This window comes from Kribbella sp. NPDC003557 (assembly GCF_040610805.1).
Taxonomy (GTDB): Bacteria; Actinomycetota; Actinomycetes; order Propionibacteriales; family Kribbellaceae; genus Kribbella.
Genome location: NZ_JBEXMY010000002.1, coordinates 1,042,156 through 1,056,781 on the forward strand (window position 1 = coordinate 1,042,156; position 14,626 = coordinate 1,056,781).

General features: G+C 70.3%; 17 protein-coding genes. 8 read left to right on the plus strand and 9 right to left on the minus strand.

The annotated features are described in order from the left end of the window. Positions 1–75: 75 nt before the first annotated feature. Entirely contained in the window at positions 76–606 is a 531-nt protein-coding gene (locus tag ABZW60_RS10950; protein WP_355475872.1) for a peptidylprolyl isomerase, read from the plus strand. Between the two features lie 61 nt (positions 607–667). After that, on the plus strand, positions 668–1,411 hold the full coding sequence (locus ABZW60_RS10955) for a rhomboid family intramembrane serine protease (RefSeq protein WP_355475571.1): 744 nt from the start codon (positions 668–670) through the stop codon (positions 1,409–1,411). Between the two features lie 156 nt (positions 1,412–1,567). Here the strand turns inward: ABZW60_RS10955 and ABZW60_RS10960 are convergent, their stop codons facing one another. After that, positions 1,568–1,945 (minus strand): hypothetical protein, encoded by a 378-nt coding sequence (locus ABZW60_RS10960; protein WP_355475572.1) that lies wholly within the window; start codon positions 1,943–1,945, stop codon positions 1,568–1,570. Between the two features lie 229 nt (positions 1,946–2,174). Between ABZW60_RS10960 and ABZW60_RS10965 the strand changes: the two genes are divergently transcribed. After that, on the plus strand, positions 2,175–2,324 hold the full coding sequence (locus tag ABZW60_RS10965; RefSeq protein WP_355475573.1) for a hypothetical protein: 150 nt from the start codon (positions 2,175–2,177) through the stop codon (positions 2,322–2,324). 2 nt (positions 2,325–2,326) lie between these two features. Here the strand turns inward: ABZW60_RS10965 and ABZW60_RS10970 are convergent, their stop codons facing one another. The 3 genes from ABZW60_RS10970 to ABZW60_RS10980 are packed head-to-tail and all read right to left on the minus strand — an operon-like array spanning position 2,327 to position 5,652. Beyond that, on the minus strand, positions 2,327–3,328 hold the full coding sequence (locus tag ABZW60_RS10970; RefSeq protein ID WP_355475574.1) for an S-adenosylmethionine:tRNA ribosyltransferase-isomerase: 1,002 nt from the start codon (positions 3,326–3,328) through the stop codon (positions 2,327–2,329). Beyond that, the gene (locus ABZW60_RS10975) at positions 3,325–4,044 is read right to left on the minus strand and encodes an SDR family oxidoreductase (RefSeq protein ID WP_355475575.1); all 720 of its coding nucleotides are present in this window, start codon (positions 4,042–4,044) and stop codon (positions 3,325–3,327) included. The genes ABZW60_RS10970 and ABZW60_RS10975 overlap by 4 nt, the downstream gene beginning before the upstream one ends. 33 nt (positions 4,045–4,077) lie before the next feature. Then, positions 4,078–5,652 (minus strand): FAD-binding oxidoreductase, encoded by a 1,575-nt coding sequence (locus tag ABZW60_RS10980; RefSeq protein ID WP_355475576.1) that lies wholly within the window; start codon positions 5,650–5,652, stop codon positions 4,078–4,080. A gap of 118 nt (positions 5,653–5,770) precedes the next feature. Between ABZW60_RS10980 and ABZW60_RS10985 the strand changes: the two genes are divergently transcribed. The 3 genes from ABZW60_RS10985 to ABZW60_RS10995 are packed head-to-tail and all read left to right on the plus strand — an operon-like array spanning position 5,771 to position 8,995. Continuing rightward, positions 5,771–6,391: a helix-turn-helix domain-containing protein gene (locus ABZW60_RS10985; protein ID WP_355475577.1), complete on the plus strand. Its 621-nt coding sequence runs from the start codon at positions 5,771–5,773 to the stop codon at positions 6,389–6,391. Then, a complete protein-coding gene (locus ABZW60_RS10990; protein ID WP_355475578.1) occupies positions 6,388–7,920 on the plus strand; it encodes a glycerol-3-phosphate dehydrogenase/oxidase in 1,533 nt (510 codons plus the stop codon). The genes ABZW60_RS10985 and ABZW60_RS10990 overlap by 4 nt, the downstream gene beginning before the upstream one ends. A 40-nt stretch (positions 7,921–7,960) precedes the next feature. Continuing rightward, entirely contained in the window at positions 7,961–8,995 is a 1,035-nt protein-coding gene (locus ABZW60_RS10995) for a DUF4328 domain-containing protein (protein WP_355475579.1), read from the plus strand. On the opposite strand, the gene ABZW60_RS11000 is transcribed toward ABZW60_RS10995, so the two are convergent. Beyond that, a complete protein-coding gene (locus ABZW60_RS11000; protein WP_355475580.1) occupies positions 8,983–9,738 on the minus strand; it encodes a protein phosphatase 2C domain-containing protein in 756 nt (251 codons plus the stop codon). The two genes, ABZW60_RS10995 and ABZW60_RS11000, sit on opposite strands and share 13 nt — an antisense overlap. A 4-nt stretch (positions 9,739–9,742) precedes the next feature. Further along, complete coding sequence (locus tag ABZW60_RS11005) at positions 9,743–10,633, minus strand: NAD-dependent epimerase/dehydratase family protein (protein ID WP_355475581.1); 891 nt, start codon at positions 10,631–10,633, stop codon at positions 9,743–9,745. Positions 10,634–10,727: 94 nt separating this feature from the next. Between ABZW60_RS11005 and ABZW60_RS11010 the strand changes: the two genes are divergently transcribed. Then, positions 10,728–11,339: a pentapeptide repeat-containing protein gene (locus tag ABZW60_RS11010; protein WP_355475582.1), complete on the plus strand. Its 612-nt coding sequence runs from the start codon at positions 10,728–10,730 to the stop codon at positions 11,337–11,339. A 62-nt stretch (positions 11,340–11,401) separates the two neighbouring features. On the opposite strand, the gene ABZW60_RS11015 is transcribed toward ABZW60_RS11010, so the two are convergent. Further along, the gene (locus ABZW60_RS11015) at positions 11,402–12,040 is read right to left on the minus strand and encodes a VanZ family protein (RefSeq protein ID WP_355475583.1); all 639 of its coding nucleotides are present in this window, start codon (positions 12,038–12,040) and stop codon (positions 11,402–11,404) included. A gap of 243 nt (positions 12,041–12,283) precedes the next feature. On the opposite strand from ABZW60_RS11015, the gene ABZW60_RS11020 reads away from it, so the two are divergent. Beyond that, positions 12,284–13,126, plus strand: a complete 843-nt coding sequence (locus ABZW60_RS11020) for an endonuclease/exonuclease/phosphatase family protein (RefSeq protein ID WP_355475584.1) — start codon at positions 12,284–12,286, stop codon at positions 13,124–13,126. Here the strand turns inward: ABZW60_RS11020 and ABZW60_RS11025 are convergent. Continuing rightward, on the minus strand, positions 13,123–13,902 hold the full coding sequence (locus ABZW60_RS11025) for a putative hydro-lyase (protein WP_355475585.1): 780 nt from the start codon (positions 13,900–13,902) through the stop codon (positions 13,123–13,125). The two genes, ABZW60_RS11020 and ABZW60_RS11025, sit on opposite strands and share 4 nt — an antisense overlap. A 57-nt stretch (positions 13,903–13,959) precedes the next feature. After that, positions 13,960–14,598 (minus strand): SDR family NAD(P)-dependent oxidoreductase, encoded by a 639-nt coding sequence (locus ABZW60_RS11030; RefSeq protein ID WP_355475586.1) that lies wholly within the window; start codon positions 14,596–14,598, stop codon positions 13,960–13,962. Between the last annotated feature and the right edge of the window lie 28 nt (positions 14,599–14,626).

Sequence of the window (14,626 nt, forward strand, 5' to 3'; positions counted from 1 at the left end):
GCTTGAAGCGGCATGACAGGATCGAGGTTGTCAGTTGTTGTATTCCGACTAGGAGTGACTCCCGTGGCCGAAGAGCTGTACGCAACCCTGCAGACGAACAAGGGCGACGTCGTCATCAGGTTGTTCCCCAACCACGCGCCGAAGACGGTGAGCAACTTCGTCGGCCTGGCCGAGGGCACCAAGGAGTGGACCGACCCGGAGACCGGGGAGCAGGTCACCCGCCCGTTCTACGACGGCCTCGGCTTCCACCGGGTGATCGACGGTTTCATGATCCAGGGCGGCTGCCCGCTCGGCACCGGCACCGGCACGCCCGGGTACCAGTTCGACGACGAGATCCACCCGGAGCTCCAGTTCGACCGTCCGTACCTGCTCGCGATGGCGAACGCCGGCATCCAGTTCGGCCGCGGCACCAACGGGTCGCAGTTCTTCGTCACCGTGGTCCCGACGCCGCACCTGAACCGCAAGCACACCATCTTCGGTGAGGTCGTCGACGACGAGTCGAAGAAGGTCGTGGACGCGATCGCCACCGCGAAGACCGCGCCGGGCGACCGGCCGCTCGAGCCGATCGTCATCAACAAGGTCGTCGTCGAGCGCAAGAACGCCTGAGTTTCCCGCGGGGCCGGCACGCAGCCGGCCCCGCGCTTTCCAGGGGAGGGACGCAACCCGCGTGACCGAGACCGTCTGCTACCGGCACCCGGATCGGCCCGCCGGGGTGCGCTGCCAGCGCTGCGACCGGCCGATCTGCCCGGACTGCATGAACAGCGCCGCCGTCGGCTTCCAGTGCCCGAACTGCTTCAACGAGGGCGTCCGCTCGGTGCCGCGCACCCGGACGTCGCTCGGCGGCATCCAGCGCGCCGGCAGCCAGCAGGTCGTCACCTACACGCTGATCGCGCTGAACCTGCTGATCTTCCTCGCGGTGCGCGCCGGCAGCCCGCAACTCCTCGGCGACCTGGTGATGGTGCCGGTCCTGGCCGAGACCGAGCCGTGGCGACTGCTCACGTCGACCTTCACGCACTGGCAGTTCTTCCACATCTTCTCGAACCTGTTCATGCTGTGGCAGCTCGGCCCGCCACTGGAGCAGATGCTCGGCCGGCTCCGGTTCACGATCCTGTACCTGCTGTCCGCACTCGGCGGCAGCGTCGCGGTCTGGCTCCTGTCGTCCCCCGGCGGCGCCACCCTCGGCGCCTCCGGCGCGGTCCTCGGCCTGGTCGGCGCCCTCCTGGTGATCAGCCGCGCCCGCGGCCTCGACATCACCTGGATCATCATGTACGTCGCCGTCACCGCCTTCCTGTCCTTCGCCATCCCCAGCGTCTCCTGGCAAGGCCACCTGGGCGGCTTCATCACCGGCGCCGCCATCGGCTGGATCTACGTACAACTCTCGAACAACCGCCACAACAAACAGAACGCGTAGGCACGTGAGCTGAAGTAGAAGCCCCACGCGGTGCCGGGGCAAGCTAGGAGCGGGCTTGGTATGTCGAGCCGGCTCCTGGCTTGGCCGCATATGGTTCCCGAGCGCCTGTACACGTCACCCAGCCGGCCTTTTCACAAGAAGGCCGGCGGTTGCGGGCTAGCGGATGACGATCTTCGAGATGCAGTTGTCCTTCAGCTTGCTGCCGGTCCAGGTGACCCACTTGTCGAATGGCGTCCAGTAGCCGTCGCACCAGGTGACGCTCCCCTGGTTGTTGCCCGACGAGAACCGGTAGACGCCGTTGAATCTGTAGTTGGTGGTTCCAGCACCGCCGAGGCAGTACGTCAGCCCGCTGGAGCTGCCGTCGAACCCCACCCGCATGTAGTCGTTCCCGTGCCAAGGCAGGCACGGTCCCGCACTGGTCTGCGGGCTGAACTCGGACGGCTCCGACGCGGACGCCTGCGTCGGAGACGCCAGGCCGGCTGCCGCAACTCCGAGGACCGAGGCCGTGATTGCGAAGATCTGTACTCGCTTCATGAACATCCCTTCCTGGTTTCGCGCTGAAGGTCAGCGCACAACCAGTCCAGGCGGCCCCGCTTTCAGGCCACTTTCGTTTCGCCTGCTCGGGTCCGGCGGTTCAAAAGGCAACTAATCGGCCTAGGCCACAATCTTGGCTCAGTTGGGTTAATCCCGGTGACAGGTGGGTGGCGGTGCTTGTCTAATCAGGTGACGTCCCGACGGGGGACCAACTGGTAAGGACATCCACATGAGCCCACGCGCAGTGGACAAACGGGCGCGCCCTGGCAACGAGCATCAGGTCGTGCGGCCCACGGCTCCGGAAACCCCGAGCGCGGTCACCGCCCTCCAGACCACCAACCGCATCTCCACCAAGAAGCCGCCTGCCAAGGCCTCCTGAAGTCAGCGGAGTAGTAGGCAGCTGTCGCCGAATTCGTGCCAGAGGTAGTGGTGGGTGAGGGCGGCGGTGTAGGCGCGTTGGACTTGTTCGGGGCCGACTACCGACTCCAATAGGAGTAGATGTGAGGCTTCGGGGGCGTGCCAGCCGGTGATGAGGCCGTCCACTACGTGTGGCGGTCGGTCCGGGCCGAGGATCAGGTCGGTCCAGCCGTGGGACGGGGTGACTGTTCCGTCGGGGGCGGCGGCGGTCTCGATGGCGCGGACGGCGGTTGTGCCTGCCGCGATGACGCGTCCGCCGTTCGCCTTGACCCAGTTGACGAGCCGGGCGGTATGCGCGGGTACGTCGTACCGCTCGGGCTGGGGCGGCTCGTGGCTCTCCAGCGACGACACGCCGCAGTGCAGCAGGATCGGCGCGATCAGCACACCCTCCGACGCCAGGTGGCTCACCAGCTCGAAGCTGAACGGTCGTGCCGCGCTCGGCATCTCCGCGCTGCCAGGGTCGCGCGCGAAGACGGTCTGGTACGACGCCAGCGGCCACCGCTTGCCGACATAGTCATAGGTGATCGGCCGCCCGTGCCGCCGCAGATACCCGAGCACATCGTCCACCGGCGGCTTGGCGATCCACAGCCGATTGCCCTGGTACGGCGCCAGCAGCGTCAACGCACCCTCGGGCAGCTCCACCCGCTGACCCACCGCACCGTCGAACATCGGCGCACCGCCGTCGCGCAGCTCGACGACCCACGTGCCGTCGTCGAGCGGTGTCGAGAAGTGCACGGTGTACGGCGTGCCGTCGACGGCCGCGGCCAGCGTGCTCGACGTGTTGACGAGCAGCAGGTCACCGGCCCGCAGATGGTCGCCGATCCGGTCGAACCGGGTGTGCGTGACGGTCGACCCCTCCGCGACCAGCAGCTTCACCTGGTCCCGCGCGAGGCCGCGGGCTTCCGGTGGTTCGCCGGCGTTCAGCGCCTCCGGCAGGACGAACCTGGTGTGTGGATGCACCGTCACGACGTCACCGCCGGCGCGAACTCGGCCGCCCGGTACCTGCCACTCGCGGGCCGGCTGTCCAACAGGTTCAGGAACGCCGGTACGACGGTCGCGGGCTCAGGCCGGTCGGAGATGTCCTCACCGGGGAACGCGGCCTGGTGCATCGCGGTCCGCAGATCGCCCGGATCAACGGCGTACACGGCCAGCGCCGGATGCTCCGCAGCCAGGACCCGAGTCGCGTGGTCGAGCGCAGCCTTGGCCGAGCCGTAGCCGCCCCAGGTCTCGTAAGCCTCCACGGCTGCGTCGGAGCTGATGTTGATCAGCACACCGGACGCCGTGGTGAGTGCAGGAAGCAGGGCCTGCGTCAACGCGACCGGCGCGAGTACGTCGACCTCATACACCCGCCGCAACTGGTCAAGGTCTGCTGCGCCAAGTGCTTGCAGCGGACTCGGCCCGAGGTAGCTGGCGTTGTTGACGAGCAGATCGAGCCGCCCGAGTTCGGCGATCGCGTCGACGAGGTCGGCGCGATGGTCCGGGTCTGTGACGTCGCCGGCCAGCGGTACGACGTCGGTGCGGTCGGCCACAGCGTCGGCGGCGTCCTTGAGTGCTTCGGCGCCGCGAGCGTCGATGACGAGAGCCCAGCCGCGATCGGCCAGACCGTGCGCGAGGGCGAGACCGAGCCCGGCGGACGCGCCGGTGATCAGGGCAACGGGACGATCGGACGGTTCAGGAGTCATGCCGACACCGTCGTACCTCAAGTCAACTTGAAGTCAAGAGTCGCTCCCGGCGTCGGGGAGCAGGATGCCGGGGCTCATCACGTTGTCGGGATCGAGCGTGTGTTTGACGGCCTGGAGGGCCTCGATCGCCAGCGGGCCGACCTCTGCCGCGTAGGCGTCGCGGTGGTCGGTGCCGACGCCGTGGTGGTGGGAGATCGTGCCGCCGGCGGCCGCGATCGCCTGGTTGGCCGCGCGTTTCGCCGTGCGCCACTGCTCGACCGGATCGCCGGCCTGGGCGCAGATCACCGTGAAGTACAGCGACGCGCCGGTCTCGTAGACGTGGGAGATGTGGCACAGCACCAACGGCGGCGTCGCGCTCAACGCGCCGACGACGGCTTCGGTGACGGCTGCCTTCAAGGCAGGGATGCGCGACCAGAACGCGGCCGTTTCAAGCGTCTCGACGAGCGCGCCCTCGTCCAGAAGAGGATCGCGCAGGTACGGCGCCCGGTAGCGACCGGTCCGCCAGGTCTCGCCCGGCCCCTCGCCGAGGTTCTGCCCGCCGGCGGCGGTCAGCACGTCCGCGGTCGCCTGGTTGTACGGGCCGTCGAATCCGACGATCGCCAGTACGCCGCCGGAGCCGCCGCCCAGCACGTCCGGGTCGGCCAGGTTCACCGCGGTCTCGACCTCGTCCGACAGCCGCAGCACCGTCGGCAACGGCCCGTCCTGCGCGAGTCGCCGTACGGCGGTCAGGCCCGCGTCGAAGTTCTCGAAGCGCCAGCCCTCGAAGTGCCGCTCGGCCGGTCGCGGGCGGATCCGTACGACGACCGAGGTGATGATGCCGAACGCACCTTCGGAGCCGAGGACGAGCTGGCGCAGGTCGGGGCCGGCCGCGGACATCGGGGCCCGGCCGAGCTCGACCGTGCCGCTCGGGGTGGCGAGCGTCAGGCCGACCACCATCTGGTCGAAGCGTCCGTATCCGGCGGAGGACTGGCCGCTCGAGCGTGCTGCCGCGTACCCACCGATCGATGCGCCCTCGTAGGACTGGGGAAAGTGGCCGATGGTGTAGCCGCGCTCGGCCAGCAAAGCCTCGGCTGCCGGCCCGCGGACGCCTGCCTGGAGCGTGGCTGTTCGCGAGGTCTCGTCGAGGTCGAGCAGCTGGTCGAGGCGCCTCAGGTCCACCGTGATGAAGCGGCGTGTGGGCGCCAGCCCGCCGACGACCGACGTGCCGCCCGAGTACGGGACGACCGCCAGGTCGTGGGCAGCACAGCCCGACAGGAGTGCTTGTACTTCGTCGTGTGTGCCCGGGTAGACGACTGCGTCGGGCATGTCGGAGGTGTCGCCGGCACGGAACCGCAGCAGGTCCGTCGTCGAGTAGCCCCGCGTGTGCGCCCACCGGGAGTCCCAGTCAGCAGCGACGTGCTCAGAGCCCACAACTGCCGTCAAGAACCCCAACTGCGACGCAGACAGCACACCCTCACCTGCGGTGTCGGGCCGAGTTGCGTTGGGTGGGTGCTGGACGCCTAGGTGCTTGAGAGCTTCCCGGGCCGCCGCAGGGAGGTCGACCGGGTGGTCCGGGTCGCCCCAGCGGCCGGGCGTGAGTTGCACCACCGGGAGGTCGGATTCGGTCATCGCTGACTCCCTTTCGGTGGTGTTGCGAGGTAGCGTCCAGGGGAGGTGGAACCCCCTGGCTCCCACCTCCCCTGGACAGTTCCGGGATCACAGAGTCGCTGATACACTCTGACGTGTGATGTCTCAGCGTAGCAGCGAATCGGATCAAGAGACCAGCACGCGCCCGGCGCCGGCGAACGCGATCGGCGAGGAGCGGATCCTGGACGCGGCGTATGAGCTGCTGCTCGCGATCGGGATGCGCCGGATGACGATGGCCGACATCGCCCGGCACGCCGAGGTCTCCCGCGCGACCCTCTACCGGCGCTGGCCGAACGTGCAGGCCGTGGTCGCCGCATTGATGACCCGGGAGTGGACGATCGCGCTGGTGTCCGCGTTCCAGCCGGACGCCGTCGACGGCCGCGCCCGCCTGGTCGAGGGTGTCGTCGAGGTGGTCGCGAAGACCCGCGTGCACCCGTTGATGCGCAAGATCATCGAGCTCGACCCCGAGTTCCTCACGCCGTACCTGCTGGAGCGGCGCGGCAGCAGCACGGTCGCGCACCTCGCGCTGGTCGAGGAGGGCATCCGCCAGGGGCAGGCCGACGGGTCGATCCGCGACGGCGACCCGGTGTGGCTGGCCCGGCAGATCATCCTGGTCTCGCTCGCGTCCGCGGTGTCCGGCCCGGTGATGGCGGAGAAGGACGAGTATCCGAAGCTCGACGAGGAGCTGCGGATGATGCTCACGAGGTATTTGACGCCGTGATCTCCCTGGGCAACGCGAGTCTGAACGCGGCACGGCGGGCCCGGGAGCTCAACGAGCTGCGGGCGGTCGACGTGCTCGTCGTCGGCGGCGGGGTCACCGGCGTCGGCGTCGCCCTGGACGCGGCCGCGCGCGGACTGAGCGTTGCCCTGGTGGAGAAGCACGACCTGGCGTTCGGGACCAGCCGATGGAGCTCGAAGCTCGTGCACGGCGGACTGCGGTACCTGGCGTCCGGCCATGTCGGGATCGCGTACGAGAGCGCGGTCGAGCGCGGCATCCTGATGAAGACCACCGCCCCGCACCTGGTGCACCCGATCCCGCAGGTCGCGCCGTGGTTGCCGCAGGCAAGGTTCGCGCAGGCCGCGCTGCTGCGGTCGGCGTTCCTCGGCGGCGACGTCCTGCGCACGTTCGCGCGCACCAGCGACGACTATCTCCCGCACTCCCGCCGGGTCAGCTCGGCCGAGATCCTCCGGTACGCACCGACGCTGCGCCCGGACGGCCTGCGCGGCGGCTTCCTGACCTGGGACGGGCAGCTGTACGACGACGCACGCCTGGTCGTCGCGATCGCCCGGACCGCGGCGCAGTACGGCGCCCGGATCCTGACCCGCGTCGCCGCCACCGATGTCACCGGCCGCGGGGCGGTCCTGGTCGACCAGCTGACCGGCGACCGGCGCTCGGTGGACGCGCGGATCGTGATCAACGCCGCCGGTATCTGGGCCGACCAGGTTGCCTCCGGCATCAAACTCCGCCCGAGCCGCGGCGCCCATCTGGTGCTGCCGCAGTCGGTGTTCGGCGGGCTGTCCGCCGTCCTCACGGTGCCGGTGCCGGGGGAGCTGCGCCGCGTCGTGATGGCGATCCCGGCGCCCGACGACCGGGTGTACGTCGGGCTCACCGACGAGGACGCGCCCGGCCCGGTGAGCGACGTGCCGCGGGCGAGCGACGCGGAGATCGACTTCCTGCTGGACACGATCAGCTCGGCGGTCCAGCAGCCCGTCACTCGCGCGGACCTGCTCGGCACGTACGCCGGGCTGCGGCCGCTGCTCGACACGGGTCACCACAAGGGCGAGGACAAGACCGCCGACATCTCCCGGCGGCACGCGGTGATCACCAGCCCGGACGGCGTGGTCACGATCGTCGGCGGCAAGCTCACGACCTACCGGCGGATGGCGCAGGACGCGCTCGACACGGCGCTCGCGCAGTCCACACTCGAGGTGCGGCGGTCCTGCGAGACGCATCGGATCCCGTTGGTCGGCGCGGCCGATCGGGTGCACCTGGCCGCGGTCCGGGCGCCCGCCCGGTTCGTCCAGCGGTACGGCGTGGAGGCGCCGCAGGTGATCGCGGGTCCGCCCGAGTTGCGGGACCCGATCGCGCCGGGGCTGCGGACGACGTACGCGGAGGTGAAGTTCGCGGTCCGGCACGAGGGGGCGTTGACCGTGGACGACGTGCTGGATCGGCGGACGCGGATCGGGCTGTCGGCGGCGGACCGGGAGCTGGCGCTGCCCGCGGTGCAGGAGGCCTTCGCGGCCGTGTGACTCCAGCCGTGGGGTTAACTTGGCTCCGGGGAGGTGGAGTGTGACGCAGCCATATCCGGGACCGCACCAGGGACCGGGGCCGTATCAAGGGCCGGGGCCGCACCAAGGGCCCGGGCCGCACCAGGGACCGGGGCCGTACCAGGGACCGGGGCCGTACCAGGGGCCGGGGCCGTACCAGCCGATGCCGCCGTACCAGCCGATGCCGGTGGTGCCGCAGTATCGGCCGTTGCGCGCGCTGGCGATCGTCAGCATCGTGCTGATGGGGGTGACCGCGCTCGGCGCGGTGATCCAGTGTGTGCTGATGTGGCGCTCGTACGGCGAGGTCAAGCGGTTCGTGTACGGGCTGCTGTCCGACGAGGAGATCGACCGCGGCATCGAGTCGATCGCCGGCAGCGGACCGCTTCTCGACCTGGTGGGCTACCTGCTGGTCGGAACCGGGATCACATTCCTGGTCTGGCTGTGGCGCGCCCGCGACAACGTCGACTTCCTCTACTCGCCGTTCGCCCCGAACCCGACCGTGCCCGCTCAGCGCACGCACCGCAGGGCGGCCGGCTGGGTCGTCGGCTCGTGGTTCTGCCCGATCGTGCAGTTCTGGTACCCGCTGCAGGTCGTCGAGGACGTCGCCCGCGCCAGCGAGCCGCCCAGCCGTCCCGGTGTCGCGCGGTCCGGAGGGATCCGCGCCCTGCTCTACACCTGGTGGGTGTCGTGGAGCGCCTTCTGGGTGATCATCGTCGGCGGTGGAGCGGCCGCGGTGATCACGATGATCATCTGGATCGTCCGGCTGGTCAACGCGGCCGACAACGGCGATCCGGACAACCCGTACGTCGACATCTACGACCTGCAGGACTTCATGGTCCGCCTCGCGCTGGCCGTCAACATCGGGTTCACGGTGGCGGCGGTGCTGCTGGTGGTCGCGGCGATCACGGCCGCCCTGCTGCTGCTCCAGGTCGGCAGCTGGCAGCAGGAGCGCCTCGGGCCGCCGCGGGTCCAGGACTTCGTGCCCCCGCCCCAGCCGCCGCAGTACGCGCCGCGCCGGCAGCAACCCGGCCCGGGCTTCCCGACCTACGGCCCCTGAAGCAGGACGACGCTCGCGTCGTCGTACCGCTTCCAGCCCGGTGTGGGGCACGCGGCGTCGTGGTCGCGCACCCGGTCGATCAGCCGGCGCGGACCGTCAGTGGTCAGTACGTCGAGCAGCTCGTCCCACGAGTGGCCGTAGCGTTCGGTGAAGCGGGACGCGCCGTCGGACAGGACGGCGATCACGTCGATGTCGGCGCGGTCCGTCGTCCCGGTGACCGCCTGGTACGCCGCTTCCGGCACGGTGCTCGCCGCCCAGAAGCCGCCGGGCTGGTTGCGCAACCGGCGTACCGCCTCGAGGGTCCGCTCCGGCAGCAGGTCGAGCCGGTCGTCGCTGTGGACGGTGACCTTGCCGTCGGCGGAGCGCATGACCACGGGCGAGTCGGCCAGCACCAGATGCTCGACGTGATCCGCGTGCAGCCGAACGATCGAAACGGTGGACGACGGACTGTCGGGATTGCCGACGTCGCAGGTGTCCGCGTGGGACGCACGGACCGCGGCGATCGCGTCGGCGAGCACGTCCGGCAGCGATCCGGCTGACTGGGCGAGCAGCGGAGGTGCCAACTGCTGCGCGAGCTGCTTCACCAGCCACGGGACGTCGTGCCGGCAGCCGGATTCGACGCCCTGCGGAGCCGTAGCCCCGTCCAGCACGACGGCGAAATCGGGACCGGTCAGCACGAGATCCTCGTTGACGGCAGGCGCCCGCCGATCCGGCGCGGCCTCACTGAGCGAGCGGATCTCCACGCACCTAGTCTGGCTCAGCCCAGTTGTCCGACAGGGACTGGTCCAGGGAGATCTTCGGTGACCAGCCGAGCTCGTCGCCGATCAGGGTGGTGTCGGCCTGCTGCCACGGGGCGCCGAGGGCGGTTTCCTGGCCGGTGTCGTCGACGATCGTCGCCGGCTGGCCGCTGAGCTCGAACAATTGCCCGGCGACGTCGCGCGCGAGGGTCGCCCGGCCGGTCCCGACGTTCAGCACCGGTGGCAGCTTCCGGTCCGCGAGCGCGACCGCGAGCACCGCCTCGGCGACGTCCCGGACGTCGACGAAGTCGCGCCACACGTCCAGGGATCCGACCTCGATCAGCTGCCGCGACCGCAGGTCCCGGATCACCCGGCCGGTCAACGTGCTGTCCGGCGCCCCCGGCCCGATCACGTCGAAAATGCGCAGTACGACGGCATCGGCGCCGGCCCGCTGCGCCCGGAGGACGAGCTCGGATCCGGCCAGCTTGGTCATCCCGTACGGCCCGACCGGCCGGGCCGCACTCTCCTCGGACAGGCTGGTGCCGTGTGGCGCCCCGCCGTACTCGGCCGCGGAGCCGAGCTGGACGAACCGGGCGTGGCCGGCCTGGTCACGGACCGAGGCGAGCAGGGCCTCGACCGCGATCACGTTCGCCCGGACGAGCTCGGCCGGCTCGCCGACCGTGGCGCCGACCGCGTTGACGATCACGGTCGGCTTGTACATCCCGATCTGGGTGTCCAGCGCGTACGGGTGCATCGCGGCCAGGTCGCAGCGCCGGTGCGGCTCGCTCCGGGTCCGGCTCAGCCCGCGGTACTCGATCCCCCGGTCGGCGAGCAGCGCGCAGATCCTGGCGCCGAGGAAACCTCCCGCGCCGAACACCATCACCCGCTCAGTTCCGGTCACCCCTCCATCGTGCGGTCGTTATTTGTCGGTCGCGTGGGGGTTGTCGATCGTCAGCATCACAACTCTGTCCGTACGGCGTGGCACTGTGGGCGCCATGGCTGATCGAGTGGACGGGCGTCCGGCGGCGCCGACCGAGTCGACGATCCGGGACTGGGACGACGCGGACCCGTCCGGGCAGACGTACCGCCGGGTGCTGTTCGTGGACTCCGACCTGACCGAGGTGGACAACCGCGGCGGCGTGTTCGAGGAGTGCACGTTCCGCGGGGTGCGGTTCAACGCCTCGACGCACACGGACGCCGCGTTCGTGAACTGCACGTTCGTCCGGTGCTCGCTGTTCGACACGACGTTCGCCCGGTGCAAGTTCGTCGGCAGCTTCTTCGACGACTGCACGTACAGCCTGATGAAGGTGACCGGCGGCGACTGGTCGTTCACCGGACTGCCCGGCGCGGACCTGAAGGGCGCCGAGTTCACCGGCGTGAAGTTGCGCGAGGCCGATCTGACCGGTGCCCGGGCCCCGAAGGCGGTGCTGCGGGACCTCGACCTGTCCGGCGCGTCCCTGCACAGGGCCGATCTCACCGGCGCCGATCTGCGCGGATCCGACCTGTCGACGCTCGATCCACTGACCGTCACGCTCAAGGACGCCCGCATCGACGTCACCCAGGCGATGGTCGTCGCGGCCGCGCTCGGACTCGACGTCCGGCCCTGACCTGTGGATATCCCCAGGTAGTCACGCGGTCATCCACGGTCCTATCCACAGCCTGTGGATAACTATCCGGATAACTGTGTATTCGTACTGTGATATCTGACCGGCCGCGTCAGGGTCCCCCGGCGGTGCCGGGCCGGATGTCGCGGTCGCCGGACGACGAGCATCGCGGCGTGTTCGACCACCGCCGGGCTGACGACCAGGAAGCCCGGGCGGACGCGCCGGCTCAACGTCTGGACGCCGGCGGCCAACCCGACTCCGCAGACGGCGCCGAGCGAGTTCGCGATCAGGTCGTGCAACTGGCACGACCGGCCGAGTTGCGGCACCAGCGCCTGGACGGCCTCGACGGCGGCCGACATCCCGATTCCGGCGGCGATGCCGTCCCCGGGGCGGCCGCTGGCCAGCGTCAGCATGCCCGCGGCCGGCACGAACAGCACGACGTTGAGCAACCCCTGGAGTGACGTCAGCCCGCCGGTGGTGGTCAGGTGCGTGCCGCACTGGCCGATCTGACCGAGCCGGTGGGTCGTCGGGCTGAGTGTCGCCGCGATCACCAGCGCGAACGCGGCCGGTACGCAGAACGCCGCCAGCCGGGGGACCAGCTCGCCCGGGCGCCGAAGCGCGGACAGCGCGACCGGAAACGCCATGCCGGTCAGCACGAGCCAGGTGTCCAACAGATGTGGGATCCCGCGATAAGTCTCGAGCACGTGTCCGGACCCTCCCGTGGTCGACCTGACTCGAACTCTTCTCGACTTCCTGACTCGACGATCAGCCGCCCGCCGGTACCGCCGCCAGCCCTGTCCGGACATCTGCACGCAGCCGTAAACCCGCCGTGACAGTCTGTGACACTCCGTGCACAAATTGACACGGAAGGAAGGTGCTCGGGGCAACTATCTTGTGCCAGCCGGGGGGTGGGTACAGGGACCTCAGCCGACTCGGAGGGAGCAGTCGTGGCCGACCCGCAGCTGCGTGCGATGACCTGGAACATCTGGTGGCGGTTCGGGCCGCGCTGGCGGGAACGGCAGCCAGGGATCCTCGCGACGATCGAGCGGTTCACCCCCGACGTGATCGCGCTGCAGGAGGTGTGGGGCGCCGACGGCACCACGCAGGCGGAGGAGTTCGCCCACGCGCTCGGCTTCCACGCGGTCTTCGCGTCGCCGTCGTACCCGCGGTCCCCGGATCCGGCGTCGGCGCCCGACCACGACGGGGTCGAGCTCGGCGTCGCGCTGCTGAGTCGGTGGCCGATCGCCGACCACGAGGCGGTCCCGATGCCGGCCCGCCACCGGTCCTGGGATCCGGTCGCCCTGCGCGCCCGGATCACTCATCCGGCTGGTCCGGTACCGGTCGTGGCGGCCTGCCTGGAACACGCCACGACCTTCAGCGACGACCGGCTCTCCCAGGCGGCACTCCTCGCCGATCTCGGCACCGATCCCGCCGTCGACGGGCCGTGTCCGTCGCTGGTCATGGGCGATCTGAACGCCGCGGCGGACAGCGCCGTACTGCGTCCGCTGCGCGACGTGCTGATCGACGCGTGGACGGCAGGCGACGGCGCGCCGGACGCGGTCACGCTGCCGTCGACGCATCCGTCCGCCCCACTCGAGGCCGGCCCGGAGTTGGTCGACCAGCGGATCGACCACATCTTCTACCGCCCGGGCCACGAGGATCAGCTGGTCAACGTCGAGTCGGCCGTCATCGCGGGTGACGCCGTCGACGGCATCTACCCGTCCGACCACCGAGCCGTCGTCTGCGACTTCCGGTGGCGCAACCGGACGGCCGAACCCGGCCTGCTCTAGAGGCGGTAGTCGCTGTCGCGGCGGTCGGTGATGAACATGTAGCCCGGCGCGTGGGTGATCGCGTACGGCGGCCGGGACGCCATCAGCGCCGCCTGCGGCGTCACCCCGCACGCCCAGAACACCGGTACGTCGCCGTCGGCCGCGTCGACCGGATCGCCGAAGTCCGGTCGCGCCAGGTCGGTTATCCCCAGCCCGGCCGGATCGCCGATGTGCACCGGGCCGCCGTGCACCGCCGGCATCGCGCGGGTGATCCGGACGGCGTCGTCGACCCGGTCCGCGGGGATCTGGCGCATCGACACGACGAGCGGACCGTGCAGCCGGCCGGCGGGTTCGCACTCGCGGTTGGTCACGTACATCGCCACGTTCCGCCCCTGGTCGACGTGCCGCAGCGGGATGCCCTCGGCCGCCAGGGCGGTCTCGAACGTGAAGCTGCAGCCGAGCGAGAACGCGACCAGGTCGTCGCGCCACGCCTCGGTCGCGTCCGCCACCTCGGCCACCAGCACACCGTCGCGCCAGATCCGGTACTGCGGGAGGTCCGTCCGCAGGTCGGCTCCGCGCGCGAGCCGGGTCGTCGGGTCGCCCGGGTCGCTGACGTCGAGCACCGGGCAGGCCTGGGCGTTGCGCGTGCAGAAGAGCAGCACGTCGTACGCCCAGTCCGCGGGGACCGCGATGAGATTGGTCTGCGTGTAGCCGCCGGCCCAACCGGTGGTCGGCCCGCTGTAGTCGTCCCGGAAGAGCGAACGCGCCTGGGCCGGGGTGAGCGTTGCGATCGTCATGAGACCCCCTTCGCCGGTGATCTCACGATAGGGATTGTTGAACAATACGACAAGAGGTCAGATGACGAGTTCGTGGATCCATTCGCCGCGGGGCTGCTGGTGGAGACGCCAGTAGTGGTCGGCGATGTCGTCCGGGTCCCAGAGGCCGCCACGGGAGACGCCGCCGCTGACGGTGACGCTCGCGGCGTGGACGCCGGCGGCGCCGTACTGCTGGTCGAGCAGGGTGACGACCGTGCGCACGCCGGCCTTACCGAGGGACAGGCTCGCGTAGTCCGGCTTCGGCACCGGCATGCCGCCGGTGATCAGGAACGACCCGCTGCCGCGCTCGGCCATCGCGGGCGCGAGGTGGGCGGCGGTGGTGATCGCGCCGACCACGTTCACCGCGAACGCGTCGAGGTGCTGCTGCGCGGTGAGGTCGCCGATCCGGTCAGGCTGGATGAGGGCCGCGTTGTAGACGACGACCTCCGGCACGCCGTACGCGTCAACCACTCGATCGAGCGCGGTTCGGAGCGCGCCTTCGTCGGTCACGTCCGCGGTGACCGGCAGAACGTCTGCGGTTCCGAGCTCGCCCGCCGCGGCCTTCACCGTCGCCTCCGAGCGCGCTATCAGCCCGGCGCTCATCCCCTCCCGGGTAAACCGCCGCGCCACCGCCAGGCCCAGCCCGGGCCCCACTCCTACCACCACAACTCCAGACATGCTGGGAGCGTAAACCTTGCCACCAGGG

Coding starts and splice junctions, on each gene's coding strand:
- ABZW60_RS10960 (WP_355475572.1), bottom strand. CDS start 1,945: ATGAAGCGAGTACAGATCTTCGCAATCACGGCCTCGGTCCTCGGAGTT.
- ABZW60_RS10965 (WP_355475573.1), top strand. CDS start 2,175: ATGAGCCCACGCGCAGTGGACAAACGGGCGCGCCCTGGCAACGAGCAT.
- ABZW60_RS10975 (WP_355475575.1), bottom strand. CDS start 4,044: ATGACTCCTGAACCGTCCGATCGTCCCGTTGCCCTGATCACCGGCGCG.
- ABZW60_RS10980 (WP_355475576.1), bottom strand. CDS start 5,652: ATGACCGAATCCGACCTCCCGGTGGTGCAACTCACGCCCGGCCGCTGG.
- ABZW60_RS10985 (WP_355475577.1), top strand. CDS start 5,771: ATGTCTCAGCGTAGCAGCGAATCGGATCAAGAGACCAGCACGCGCCCG.
- ABZW60_RS11010 (WP_355475582.1), top strand. CDS start 10,728: ATGGCTGATCGAGTGGACGGGCGTCCGGCGGCGCCGACCGAGTCGACG.
- ABZW60_RS11025 (WP_355475585.1), bottom strand. CDS start 13,902: ATGACGATCGCAACGCTCACCCCGGCCCAGGCGCGTTCGCTCTTCCGG.
- ABZW60_RS11030 (WP_355475586.1), bottom strand. CDS start 14,598: ATGTCTGGAGTTGTGGTGGTAGGAGTGGGGCCCGGGCTGGGCCTGGCG.